9 protein-coding genes and 2 pseudogenes are annotated in these 13198 nt (G+C 61.6%); 9 read left to right on the top strand and 2 right to left on the bottom strand.

Features of this window, described 5'->3' with window-relative positions:
- The first annotated feature begins 96 nt into the window (after window positions 1–96).
- From NKL06_RS17155 to NKL06_RS17175, 5 genes and pseudogenes are all read left to right on the top strand, one after another.
- On the top strand, window positions 97–1992 hold the full coding sequence (locus tag NKL06_RS17155) for an ABC transporter ATP-binding protein (protein ID WP_023672138.1): 1896 nt from the start codon (window positions 97–99) through the stop codon (window positions 1990–1992).
- The gene (locus NKL06_RS17160; RefSeq protein ID WP_023692891.1) at window positions 1989–3887 is read left to right on the top strand and encodes an ABC transporter substrate-binding protein; all 1899 of its coding nucleotides are present in this window, start codon (window positions 1989–1991) and stop codon (window positions 3885–3887) included. The genes NKL06_RS17155 and NKL06_RS17160 overlap by 4 nt, the downstream gene beginning before the upstream one ends.
- A 2-nt stretch (window positions 3888–3889) precedes the next feature.
- A complete protein-coding gene (locus NKL06_RS17165; RefSeq protein ID WP_023672136.1) occupies window positions 3890–4888 on the top strand; it encodes an ABC transporter permease in 999 nt (332 codons plus the stop codon).
- Window positions 4885–6065, top strand: a pseudogene (locus tag NKL06_RS17170) (ABC transporter permease). The gene NKL06_RS17165 and the pseudogene NKL06_RS17170 overlap by 4 nt, the downstream one beginning before the upstream one ends.
- Window positions 6066–6212: 147 nt before the next feature.
- Window positions 6213–6692 carry a class I SAM-dependent methyltransferase gene (locus NKL06_RS17175; RefSeq protein ID WP_023672134.1) on the top strand — a complete coding sequence of 160 codons (480 nt, stop codon included), beginning with the start codon at window positions 6213–6215 and terminating at the stop codon, window positions 6690–6692.
- 15 nt (window positions 6693–6707) lie between these two features.
- On the opposite strand, the pseudogene NKL06_RS17180 reads toward NKL06_RS17175, so the two are convergent.
- Window positions 6708–8122: pseudogene (locus NKL06_RS17180) on the bottom strand (adenylate/guanylate cyclase domain-containing protein).
- A 226-nt stretch (window positions 8123–8348) separates the two neighbouring features.
- Between NKL06_RS17180 and NKL06_RS17185 the strand changes: the two are divergent.
- The 4 genes from NKL06_RS17185 to NKL06_RS17200 are packed head-to-tail and all read left to right on the top strand — an operon-like array spanning window position 8349 to window position 11275.
- The gene (locus NKL06_RS17185; protein WP_352580642.1) at window positions 8349–8837 is read left to right on the top strand and encodes a hypothetical protein; all 489 of its coding nucleotides are present in this window, start codon (window positions 8349–8351) and stop codon (window positions 8835–8837) included.
- 2 nt (window positions 8838–8839) lie between these two features.
- On the top strand, window positions 8840–9358 hold the full coding sequence (locus tag NKL06_RS17190) for a hypothetical protein (protein WP_352580643.1): 519 nt from the start codon (window positions 8840–8842) through the stop codon (window positions 9356–9358).
- Window positions 9359–9380: 22 nt separating this feature from the next.
- Window positions 9381–9902: a GNAT family N-acetyltransferase gene (locus NKL06_RS17195; protein WP_023685080.1), complete on the top strand. Its 522-nt coding sequence runs from the start codon at window positions 9381–9383 to the stop codon at window positions 9900–9902.
- Complete coding sequence (locus NKL06_RS17200; RefSeq protein ID WP_031198638.1) at window positions 9902–11275, top strand: hypothetical protein; 1374 nt, start codon at window positions 9902–9904, stop codon at window positions 11273–11275. Before NKL06_RS17195 ends, NKL06_RS17200 begins: the two co-directional genes overlap by 1 nt.
- 20 nt (window positions 11276–11295) lie before the next feature.
- Here the strand turns inward: NKL06_RS17200 and NKL06_RS17205 are convergent, their stop codons facing one another.
- A complete protein-coding gene (locus tag NKL06_RS17205) occupies window positions 11296–13059 on the bottom strand; it encodes an adenylate/guanylate cyclase domain-containing protein (RefSeq protein ID WP_023692887.1) in 1764 nt (587 codons plus the stop codon).
- Window positions 13060–13198: the final 139 nt, after the last annotated feature.

A 13198-nucleotide genomic window follows, 5' to 3' on the forward strand; every position in this document is an offset into this window, starting at 1 on the left:
AATTCGTTTCGAATCCAAGTTGCTCTGCGCTGACAATGCGCTAGTCTTGCTTTTTTGGGGCCGGTCGGGAGGCGCCAGATTGGGGCTGGTGTGGGAATGGATGCAGGCGTTGATCTGCTGCGGATCGAGGATGTTGGCATCTCTTTTGCCATTGTCGGGGGACCGTTGCATGCCGTCAGGCGGGCAAATCTTCGCGTCCTGCCCGGCAAGGTCACCGCACTTGTCGGTGAGTCCGGTTCCGGAAAATCGGTTCTCAGCCAGGCCGTGATGGGCATCTTGCCGAACACGGCCCATGTTCGCGGCCGTATCCTGTTTTCCGATCCCAAAAAGCCCGGCACGACGCAGGATATCCTGCAGATGCCGCGCGACGGACCCGAAATCCGGGCGTTGAGAGGCAGCCGCATCGGCAAGATCTTTCAGGAGCCGATGACATCGCTGTCGCCGCTGCACACGATCGGCAACCAGGTCAGCGAATCCCTGCAGATTCATACGCACATGGATCGGACGGAGCGCAAGGCACGGACCGAGGAAATGCTCGGCCTCGTCGGGTTCCCCAATCCCAAGCGCGCCTACGACATGTATCCGTTCGAACTTTCGGGAGGATTGCGGCAACGCGCCATGATCGCCATGGCGCTTATCTGCCGGCCCGCTCTGTTGATCGCCGATGAGCCGACGACGGCGTTGGACGTCACCATCCAGGCGCAAATCCTGCAATTGCTGCGCGGGCTTCAGACCAAGCTCAACATGGCAATGCTGCTGATCACGCACGACCTCGGGGTGGTTGCCAATGTCGCCGACGAGGTGGTGGTCATGTACCATGGCGAGATCATGGAAGCGGGCCCTGTGGAGGCAATATTCCGCCGGCCAGGCCACCCTTACCTGAAGGGCCTCATGGCAGCCGTCCCGCATTTCGACCTGAAGCCTGGCGAAAGGCTGAAGGCGCTCCGCGAGGTGCCGGTGAATGTCGGGACCCTGCTGGGCAAGCAGACGGCGCCGGAAGCGAAGGGGCCGGACGACATTCTGCTGTCGGTCAGGGATCTGAAAAAGGTCTACACCATCCGCAACTCCGGATGGTTCAGCGGGAGCCATCAGACCTCTGTTCGCGCCGTGGACGGCGTCAGCTTCGACATCAGGCGAGGTGAGTGCCTGGGCCTGGTTGGCGAAAGCGGCTGCGGCAAAACCACCGTCAGCAAGATCCTGATGCGGGCCGTCACCCCTACCGGCGGCTCCGTGATCTTCAACGGCCGCGACGGACCGATCGACGTCCTGGAAGCCGAGGGAGACGCCCTGCGCTTGCTGCGGGCGAAACTCCAGATGGTTTTCCAGGATCCGGTCTCGTCGCTTTCGCCTCGCATGACCGTGGAAAACATCTTGAGCGAGCCGCTGGAAATCCATCAACGTGGCAATGCCGCGTCCCGGCTAGCCACGGTCAAGAGCCTGATGCAGGCAATCGGGCTCGATCCGCGCTTCATCCAGCGTTATCCCCACAGCTTCTCCGGCGGGCAGCGTCAGCGTATCGGCATCGCGCGCGCGTTGGCGCTGGGGCCTGAACTGCTGATCTGCGACGAGCCGGTTTCGGCGCTCGATGTCTCCGTGCAGGCGCAGATCCTGAACCTTCTGAAGGACCTGCAGAAGGAACTGGGCCTGACCTACCTGTTCATATCCCACAATCTGGCGGTGGTGGACTACATGGCGGACCGCATCGCGGTGATGTGCGGCGGGCGTATCGTCGAGCTTGCACCGCGCGAAATTCTGCTCAGGAAACCGATCCACCCCTACACGCGCTCACTGCTCGCCGCAGTCCCCTTCCCCGATCTCGACCGGCCGATGGATTTCAAGACGCTGAAGCTCGGCGGCGCTTCCGACACCAGCGCATGGGGCCCGCAATTCCGCGACGAGGGCGAAGAGGATATGCTGTCGCCGCTCGATCTCGGCGGCGGCCATCTCGTGCTGGCCCGACGTTCGGCCGATGTCAGCGAGTTACGCCATTGATCAGCCGCCGCACTGTCCTTGGTCTCATGGCTTCGGCATTTCTGCCGGGCACGGCGCGCGCCGGCGATCTGGAGCCGGATTTTCTTCAGCCGCAGCTGAAAGCCAGGGCTCTGCCGCCACTCGCGGAGCGCCTGCCCAAAAGCCCGCGCGCGTTGAACCTCGCCGCGATGGGCCGGCAGCCCGGCCAGTATGGCGGCACGCTGCGTACGATCATCGGCAGCCAGAAAGATATCCGGATGATGACGATCTACGGGTATTCCCGGCTGGTCGGCTATGACGAAAAGCTTAACTTTCAAGCCGACATTCTCGAAAGCTTCGACGTAAAGGATGATCGCGTCTTCACGTTCAAGATTCGGGAAGGCCATAAATGGTCAGACGGCAGCCTGCTGACGCCGGAGGATTTTCGTTATTGCTGGGAAGATGTGTGGCTGAACGATGAGCTTTCGCAGGGCGGGCTCGCCCCTGCCCTGCTGGCGGACGGCAAGCCGCCACGTTTCGAGATCGTCGATCCGTTGACGGTGCGCTACAGTTGGGATGCGCCCAATCCCGACTTCCTGCCCAAGCTTGCCGCTGCTTCGCCGACACCGCTTGTTTTGCCGGCCGCCTATCTCAAGCAGTTCCACAAGAAATATCAGGATCCATTCCGGCTCGCCGGCCTGATGAAGGAGAACCGGACCGCAAAATGGACGCTCCTGCACATCCGCATGTCGCGGCAGTATCGCCCGGAGAACCCGGATCTGCCGACACTCGACCCCTGGCAGAACCGGACCAAGCCGCCGGCCGAGCAGTTCATCTTCGAGCGCAACCCGTTCTTTCATCGAACAGACGAGAACGGCCGGCAACTGCCCTATGTCGACCGGATCATCATGAATGTCAGCTCGTCGGCGATCATCTCCGCCAAGACCGGTGCGGGCGAGAGCGACCTGCAATGCATGGGAATCGACTTCAGCGATTACTCCTTCCTGAAGGACGCGGAGAAGCGCTACCCGGTGAAGATGCATCTGTGGAAACGCACACAGGGTTCGCGCCTGGCGCTGATGCCCAATCTGAATTGTGCCGACCCGGTGTGGCGTGGCCTTTTGCGTGACGTGCGCGTGCGCCGCGCCCTTTCGCTCGCTGTGGACCGGCGCGAGATCAACATGGCCGTGTTCTACGGATTGGCGCAGGAAAGCGCCGACACGGTCTTGCCGGAGAGCCCGCTCTACCGGCCGGAATTCGCGAAAGCCTGGGTCGCCCACGATCCCGACCAGGCCAATGCCCTGCTTGACGAGGTCGGCCTTCAGGCCCGTGACGATGACGGCCTGCGGCTACTTCCCGATGGACGCCCGGCGCAGATCATCGTGGAAACGGCCGGCGAAAGCACGCTGGAAACTGATGCGCTCGAACTCATCACTGATCACTGGCGCAAGATCGGCATCGCTTTGTTCATCCGGACTTCGCAGCGCGACATCTTCCGCAGCCGCGCGCTGGGCGGCCAGATCCTGATGTCGATGTCGTCGGGCATCGACAATGGCGTGCCGACCGCCGACATGAATCCATACCAGTTGGCCCCCACCATCGACGACCAGCTGCAATGGCCGCTCTGGGGCGCTTACTATCTGTCGCATGGCAAGATGGGTGAGGCGCCCGATGTTCCTGAAGTGGTCGAGTTGATGGCTTTGCTCAAGCGCTGGAACGGATCGACCCAATCCAGCGAGCGCGCCGAAATCTGGAACTCGATGCTGTCGATCTACACCGATCAGGTGTTCTCTATCGGTACGGTGAACGAAACACTTCAGCCGATTCTGGTATCCTCGCGGCTGCGCAACCTGCCTGACAAAGCACTCTACGGCTACGACCCGACCTCCTATTTCGGTGTCTACATGCCGGACACATTCTGGCTTGGAGGCTCCTGAGCGTGCTTCGATATCTTGTCTGGCGCATCGCTGTGATGGTTCCAACGCTGCTGGTCATATCGGCGCTGGTGTTCACCATCATCGAACTTCCACCGGGCGACTATTTCGACAGCTATGTCGCCGAGCTTCGGGCCCAGGGCGAAGCGGTGGATTCCGACCGCATCCAGATGATGCGCAAGGAATATGGTTTCGACCAGCCGCCGGTCATTCGCTACTTCTACTGGGTGGGCGGGATGCTGCACGGCGATTTCGGCTATTCCTTCGAATATGAGCTGCCGGTTCGCGACGTCGTCGGCGACCGAATGTGGCTGACCGTGCTGGTTTCCTTCGTCACGATCATCTTCACCTGGCTCATCGCCTTTCCGATCGGCATGTACTCCGCCACGCATCAATACAGTTGGGGCGACTACGGCCTGACTTTCTTCGGCCTTCTCGGCCTTGCCATTCCGAATTTCATGCTGGCGCTGATCCTGATGTATTTCGCCAACATCTGGTTCGGCACCTCCATCGGCCATCTCATGGACCAGCAATATCTCGGCGAGCCGATGAGCTGGGCCAAGGCGAAGTCGATCCTCGCCCATCTCTGGATCCCGGTCCTGATCATCGGCACCGGCGGCACGGCGAGCATGATCCGGCGGCTGCGCGCCAATCTGCTCGACGAACTGCACAAGCAATATGTCGTGACGGCGCGCGCCAAAGGCCTTCATCCGTTCAAGGCGCTGGTCAAATATCCGCTGCGCATGGCACTCAATTTCTTCATTTCCGACATCGGCTCGATCCTGCCGGCCATCATCTCCGGCGCTGAGATCACGGCTATCGTTTTGTCTTTGGAAACGACCGGGCCGATGCTGATCAAGGCGCTGCAAAGCCAGGATATGTATCTGGCAGGGTCATTCCTGATGTTCCTTGCCTTCCTGACGGTTATCGGCGTGCTGATTTCCGACCTGGCGCTGGCGCTGCTTGATCCACGAATTCGTTTGCAGGGTGGCAGCACCAAATGAAGCAGGACTCGCCGCTGCCCGCTCCGGGTGCTCCACTGCAACACTACATTTCCGGCGCGCCCTTCGACCTGCAGTCGGTCGAGGCGATGACGCCGGAGCAATCGAAGGTCTTTCAGGCATCGCAGTTGCGGCTGATGTGGTGGAAATTCCGCAAACACCGGCTTGCGCTTATATCCGGCATATTCCTGGCAGTGCTGTATTTAGGGATACTGATCTGCGAGTTCCTGGCGCCCTACAATCTGCACTCGCGCAACATGGACTACATCTATGCGCCGCCGCAGCACGTGCACCTGTTCCACAATGGCGAGTTCGTCGGGCCGTTCGTCTATGGCCGCCAGATGACGCTGGATATGGACACGCTCAAGCGGAACTACATCGAAAAGCACGACGATGTTCAGCGGCTCCGTTTCTTCTGCAAGGGCGACACTTATCGGTTCTGGGCCTGATCGAAGGTGACAGGCATTTTGTCTGTCCTGCCGAAAACGGGCAGCTGTTTCTGGCCGGCACCGACAGGCTGGGGCGCGACGTGCTCTCACGCATGATCTATGGCGCACGCATTTCACTGACTATCGGCCTCGTCGGCATCAGTTTCAGCTTCCTGCTCGGCATCGTCATCGGCGGGCTGGCCGGCTATCACGGCGGTATCTTCGACCTGATCGTCCAACGGATAATCGAAGTCCTGCAATCGATTCCCAGCATTCCGCTATGGCTGGCCCTGGCGGCGATCATGCCGATAACGTGGAGTCCGATCCTGATCTATTTCGGCATCACCGTCATCCTCGGGCTGCTCGACTGGACCGGACTGGCGCGGGCCGTGCGTTCAAAGCTTCTGGCCTTGCGCGAGGAGGATTACGTTCTGGCGGCGCAGTTGATGGGCGCCGGAAGCAGCCGCATCATCAGGCGGCATCTCATTCCCGGCTTCATGTCGCATCTGATCGCGACGGCGACGCTCTCCATCCCTGGCATGATCCTGGGCGAAACGGCGCTGAGCTTCCTCGGGCTCGGCCTGAGGGCGCCGATCACCAGCTGGGGCATCCTGCTCACCGAGGCGCGCAGCGTCAGCGTGATCGCGTTCTATCCATGGCTGCTTTTGCCGATGCTGCCGGTCATCCTCGTTATCATGGCGTTCAACTTCCTCGGCGACGGCTTGCGGGACGCCGCAGACCCCTACAAGTGATATCGCTGTTCCACCGCGCGGCCTGCCGAACACTCCACCCGGTATGACGCTTGTCGGCGGCCGGTTGCGTTATTGCAGGGTTCGTCGTTCGCCTTTATATGCAGCAAGCCTCGATCGGGGCTGCTGGTTCAGGACACACAATCGCATATGAGTCGCCTCGATAATTTCATCAGCAGGATGACCGCGCAGCGCGACATTCTCAATCGAATCTGCCCCGAGGTGGCGAAGATGGAGGGGCTTGTGCTTGAGCTCGGCCTCGGCAATGGCCGGACATTCCACCATCTGCGCGAGCTTCTGCCCGGGCGCCGGATCGTGGTGTTCGACCGCGAAGTTGGCGCGCACACTAGCTCAATTCCCGAAGCTGAAAACCTCGTGCTCGGCGAAATACGCGAGACGGGCCGCAAGTTCATTGGCATCGAAGCCGCCCTTGTTCATGCCGACATTGGCACCGGCTATGACGATCGCGATGCGGTGACCGCTACCTGGCTTCCCGATCTGATTGCGAGCCTGCTTCGCGTCGGCGGCTTCGCGGTCAGTGGCACGCCGCTCGATCACCCGCTGCTGCAACACCTCCCGGCGCCCACTTCGGAGCCCGCCGACCGTTATTTCCTCTGCAAGCGCGTGTGAGCGGTAGAGAACTCTTCAGGGGATCGTATAGACCGCTATCTCCCGCTCGATGCCGCGCAGCGAGACCTCGTGCGGCACGGGCGTCAGCGCGTTCCTGTGCAACAGATCGGCGGTGAGATTGTCGTCAACCACCGCACGCGTGGCGAAGATCGCCTGTGCGTTGGCAAGGTTTTGGACCCGCGAAGCAATGTTGACCGTCTGGCCGAAATAATCCTGCCGCTCGTTCATGGACACGGCTATGCACGGGCCGGCATGAACACCGATCTTGAGCAGAAGGTCCTCGCGCCCGCTTTTGTCATTGAGCGCCCGCATGGCGTCGCGCATCCGCAGCGCCGCGGCAATCGCACGGTCAGGCGTCGCGAAGGTCGCCATCACCGCATCGCCGATCGTCTTCACAACCGCGCCTGCCTCCGCCGCGACGATCTCGTGCAGAACCTGGAAATGCTCGCGCACGAGATCGAAGGCTGAAAGATCGCCCACCCGCTCGTAAAGCTCGGTCGATCCGCGCAGATCGGTGAACAGGAAGGTCAGGCTGGTGATCTTCAGGCGCTGGTTGATATCGAGCGTATCCGTGCGATAGAGATCCCGGAACGTCTGGTTGGTGAGCAGGCGCTTGGCGGTCACGAAGGGCCGGCGCTTGCCCAGGAAATCATGCAATACCGGGCAGGCGATGAAGACCGTCGGCAGCACGCGCGTGTCGGTCCTGTTTTCCAGCGAAATGCGCAATGGGCCGGGTTGCATCTCCAGCGTCTGGCTCTGGACATGGTCGCGGTCGAAGGCCAGAGAGAGGTTTCGCCGCTCTTTTGCCGGTTCGCCCTTCGCGTCGATGAACTGGGCCGAATGCGTGACCGGCTCGAAGATGATGATGAATTGAGGCGGAAGCTGGATGTGCAGAACCGCCTTTTCACCGGGCGCAAGCTCGATATCTTCCAGCGAGAACGCTTCCATCTTTTCCGCCAGATCCTCGTCCGGCAGATCGGCCCCGGACGCCCAGTAGATCTGGCGGTAATATTCCACCAACGGCAGTTCGTGTGGATTGTGGGCGGCAATCCTGCGCACGCGGGGACTGACGGTGAATGTCACCTCGACCATCTCGTCGAGGGTCGGCGAATAGCCCTGGGAGCACAGCGCGCAGGTGTATTCGTCCTTCTGCATGGTTTTCAGCGTGGCGTTGGTGTCGAGCACGCCGCCACAGCCGGGCACAGAACATTCCAGGAAATGTCGAAGATGCCCACCCGCGCCGCATGGAGAAAGGCGCTTATGGTGCGTTCCTCGTCGAGGCCACGCTTGCTGGCGAAGGCCAGCGCATTGATGCGGCAAAGTTCGCGGTCCTTGCCCTCGGCGATGGTTTGCCGGATTGCGTCGATTGCCTGCGGATCGACATCGGTCGATTGCCGCAGAAGCGAGAACAGATCCTGAGCTTCGGTCATCGTGCAGGCTCCGGAAATTGCGCCGCTAGAGCATGATGCCGAAAAGTGCGAAGCGGTTTTCGGACGACATCATGCTCTATTTCCTGATTTAGAGGCGGATTCAGATTTCAGGTCGGACAGACCTGAAATCATCCGGCTCTAGGCGTGTTGGCCGAACCGATCTTCGACCCGAACGCTCCATCATACTGCGAAACGGACCGTACGGCCATTCGAATGGACAAGCCTGGTGACAGGTCAATTTCCATTTGTTGAATTCCAAACTATGATAGCCCATGGGGCATTCATCTCTGGGGTTTTCTCCATGCCGACACGCGACAACCCGCCATTTCCGGCGGCCCTGCGCCTTTTCTCGGCGGGGGTCATCATCGTCCTGATCGTCGGGGCCGGCCTGTTTTTCGCGCCCGCGCTGGTCAAGCCGCGCTGGCCCTGGGCCGTCACGCCGTTCAATGCCCGCTTCCTCGGCGGCTTCTACACCGCCGAAATGGCAGTGATGGCGGCGCTGCTGGTCTGGAATCGCTGGTCGCCCGGCAGGCTTGTGCTGGTCATGGCCTTCATCTTCACCGTCATCGTGTCGGCGGCTTCGTTCATCAACCTTGGCTATTTCAACTTCGAGCGCAAAGCCCCTGGCTCTGGTTTCTGGTCTATCTTGCGTCAGCCGCGGTATCCGGGCTGTTCCTGTGGCGGGCAAGGGCCCGCCCTTCTGCAAAAGGCGTGATCTTGAACCCCGCATGGCGCGCCTACCTACCGGTGGAAATGACGATCCTCGGGGCCTACGGCGTCGGCCTGTTGCTGTTTCCCCTGACATTCGGTGGTTTCTGGCCATGGCCGATCGATGCCTTCCACGCCCAGGTCTACAGCGCCATCTTCCTCGCCGGCGCCGGCGGCACCTATCTCGTCTGGAGAAGTGCACCGCGTGAGGAATTGCTGGTGCTCGGCCTGGCGCAGTTTCTGGTTGGCCTGCTTGCTGTTCTTGGCCTCTTCATCACCGACGCTGCCGTGCACCGGATCGACTGGACGGCGGCCGGGACATTGTGCTGGCTCGCCCTTTTCGGCTGGATCGGCATCAGCGGTATCCTCAAACTCTGCGCCGCCCCCGGCATTTTGCCGCGCAATCGGCATAGGTCGCAGAGACGGCTGGATTTTCAGGTGACGTCCGGTGCATCGTGCCGGGCATATTGCCTCTGTCGCTTTGTTCTGACGCAATTCCGGACGGAAAACCGCTCACACTTTTCCTGAAATTGCGTTAGGCGGAAAAGCCATGACCAGCACGACCTCCTTATCCGAGAAAATCCAGCCGCAGCTCCGGGCCGTCCGGCCAAGCGATGCCGAGGCGCTGTGCGCTATCTTCAATATGCCGGGGTTCCGCTGGGGCACGCTCAGGATGCCGTTCGAGATGGTGGAGCAGGTGGAGCGGCGCATCGCCAAGTCCGGCCCGGAAACCACCTGGATCGTTGCGGAGCTGGACGGCAAGGTTGTCGGCCATGGCAGCCTGGTCGCGCAGGGTTCGCCGCGCCGCTCGCATATAGGCGAGATCAATATCGGCCTTGACGATGGCTTTGTCGGCAGAGGCATCGGCTCTGCCATCCTTGGCGCGCTGCTTGACGTGGCCGACAACTGGCGCGCCCTGAAGCGGGTCGAGTTGACTGTCTATGCCGACAACGAACCGGCCATCCGTCTCTACACAAGCCACGGCTTCGAGGTCGAGGGACGGCATGTGAAGGCCGGTTTTACCGACGGGCAGTACCACGACCTCCTGAGCATGGCCCGGCTGCGGTTCTGATGACCACCGTCCCTGCCCTTGCCCCTCCGGTGGACATTTTGGCCGTGCTGTCGCTGCTCTGCCCGGAGGTCGTGCGTGACATCGAGCAGAACTGGAATGCACCGGTTTCCGATTATGCCCGCCATCTGTGGCGGCCGGTGGCAAGGCCTGGATCGGCCCCGTCGATCGCTGCCCGCTCGATCCTGCGCGACGTCCTGCAGCAGCGCCTCGGTGCGATCATGCAGCCCGAAGCGATCGACAAGGCCCTCGACGAATTCGACCACAGACCGGTTATCCAGTCCGGCCTGCACTGCCTGCTTCTGATGGATCGCATCACCTTCGATGCCCTGCTGCTTGCCTGGCTCGGCGCGGTCGAAAACGGGCTGTCGGCTTTTTTCGGCTTCATGGGAACGACGATGACCATGGAGACAACCGGCCGGGAGGGGCCGGGATGGCTCGATGTCGGCGACGACAAGGTCAATTTGTTTGGCATGGGGCGCCACAAACTGTGCCGCAAAAGCGCCTGCGCGGCCGGTCCCGTTACCCTCAACGGGCGCGCGCTCGAAACGGTGGGCAATGAGACGGATGCCAGAAGCTGGCTGGGCACGCTGCTTGCCAGCCAGGGCAAGGTATTTGCAACAGCCGCCGATGCGCTGACAGAACTCAACGAGGATCTGGTCGCCGATTGGGATCGTTCCGGCATGGCCCGGCCGGTTTTCGTCGATGATAGGCTGGCCGCGACTGTCGTGGCGCGGCATCTGGAAGATGAAGGCAGTCTTCTTTCCAGGCTGCTCCTCGAGCCCCCAAGGCGCCGGCGTCTCGACCATGCCTTGCAAGAAGCCGCATCGGGCCCATTTGGCAGGTTCCTGCCCAATGCCACGGCCTATTTCTGGGGCATCCGCGAGCAGCGCGTGCGCAAGCTCGTCCTCGAGAACGGGCGGCTGATCGAGCCTGACAGGCCGCATGGTCTTTCCATCCCGTTCGAGCGGCCGCATCTCCAGCAGGCACTGCTCGACGGCATGCTTTTGCCGGACTTGTTCCTGATGTTCCTCGCCCTTGCCATATTGCCGCGCGTGCGGGTTGTGGGCGGCCTGAGACAGATTGGCTATGTCGCGCTTTTCCACTCGATCCTGCTGGCTGCGCTTGATGAAAACGCGCCAGAAGAGCGCGATCTGGCCGCCGAGCTGCAGGTTCGGGAAAATGCCTGGGGCATGCGGGTCATCGATGAAAAGATCTCGGTCCGCGAGCAGCTTGCCGGCCTGCCGGAAGGAGCGCTCTTCCCGGACCTGCTGCGGCAATACCGGTTGCGGACATTTGCCGAGACGACCGATGACCTGAAACCGGTCCGCGAAAACGCCCGATGGCGCAAGATCGGCCGGGCCTCAGGCCTCTGACCCGGCCGGGCTTTAGCCCGTCATTGCACCACACCGGCCTTGCGGAGCCCCTCTACCATCAGTTCGAAATCGGCAGGGTTCTTGTAAGGCAAGACCTTGCGACGGTGTTCCAGCGAATAGGCGGGATTGACGCGAAGCAGGTCCTGCCATGCCGTATGGGCCTCCTCCAGACGGCCCAGATGGCCGTAGGTGGCGGCCAGAAGCGCGCGCGAGAGGTCGGTGACAGCGTTGCGAGCCAGCCGTTGCAGCAAGAGGTCGACCGCCTCTTCGTACCTTCCCAGTTGAAACGATGCCAAAGCCTGGAAGTGCAGAAGCACATCCGGGAAGTATGGATTCAAGGTCTTTCCCCGGGCGAAACTCTCTAGCGCCTCCGCGGGTCTACCCGAATAATACAGCGCCTCGCCGCGGGCGACGTGCGCTTCGGCGAAGTTCGGATTGAGGGCTATCGCGCGCTCGACCTCGCCGATGGCCTCATCGTGCCGTCGTGTGTAAAGCTTGGCCGATGCCAGCGCCCAGTGCGCCCAGGGATCGCTGTCATCCAGCGTTACCGCTCGCGTTGCTGCCTCTTCCGCTTGCGCCATCGAGTCCGACGCACCCCACCTGTTGAGGTAGTCGAGCCCGTACGTGAGGGCTAGGAAAGCGTGGGCAGAGGCAAATTTCGGGTCCAGTTCGATGGCCCGCTGCAAGAGCTCGCGGGCCGCGACGTTCGTGTCCTTCGTCAGCCGGTGCCACAGCTCTCGGCCCCGCAGGAAACAGTCATACGCCTCCGGGTTGCGCTGGTGTTCGGGCGCCAGCCGCAGACGGTCATCCTCGGTCAGATTGAGCGCCAGCGCACCGACGATGTGCTGCGTCACGTCATCCTGCACGGCGAATATGTCGGTCAGATCGCGATCGAACCGCTCCGCCCAAAGATGGCCGTCTGAGATTGCATCGATGAGCTGCGCGGTGATGCGTACCTTGTTCCCCGACTTGCGTACGCTTCCTTCAAGGACATAGCGCACGCCGAGCTTCGTGCCGACATCCTGCACATGGACGTTCTGGCCCTTGAAGATGAACGACGAATTGCGAGCGATGACGAAGAGCTGTGACAGTTTGGACAGCGCCGTGATGATGTCTTCGGAGATGCCGTCGGCGAAGTAGTCCTGTTCGGCATCACCGCTCATATTGGCGAACGGCAGCACGGCGATCGACAGTTTCGGCGGCGCTGCCGCAGCCGGAGGGCTCGTCGGGGTTTGCGAGGTCGCGGCCACCTTGGCCCCGGCGCCGACTTGCAGCGAATACACTCGGATCGGCTCGGCGATGTTCTTGAGCTGTGTGCTGCCGAGATCGCTGACCGAGAGGTCAAGCCTGGCCTTGACCTGGCGATAGGCATCCTCGGACAGGCAGATGGCGCCGGGCGCCGCAACGCCCTCCAGACGCGAGGCGATGTTGACGCCGTCACCCATCAGGTCGCCATCGCTCTCTTCGACCACGTCGCCCAGATGGATGCCTATCCTGAACTCGATGCGGCGCTCCTGCGGTACGCCGGCATTGCGCTCAACCATACCGTTTTGAATCTCAACGGCGCAGCGCACGGCATCGACCACACTGCGAAACTCAACCAGTGCCCCATCTCCGGTACGCTTGATAACCCGCCCGTGGTGCACTGCAATGATCGGATCGATCAGGTCGCTGCGCAGTGCCCGCAACCGCGCCAAGGTACGATCTTCGTCCGCGCTCGCGAGCCGGCTGTATCCGACCACATCTGCAGCCAGGATTGCGGCCAGCTTACGGTTCTCGCTCATGGGTCGCCTCCTCGTCTCCATCATAGCAGGAAGACGGCGGGACGAGGGAATTTTCGCAAATCACGGCCACGCGGCCGCCCGTATCGGCAGTGCTCCACCGCCGAACCCAGACCGATGCCCATTTGCGCTGCCGCTTGCC

This window comes from Mesorhizobium sp. C268A (genome assembly GCF_040324475.1).
Lineage (GTDB): Bacteria > Pseudomonadota > Alphaproteobacteria > Rhizobiales > Rhizobiaceae > Mesorhizobium.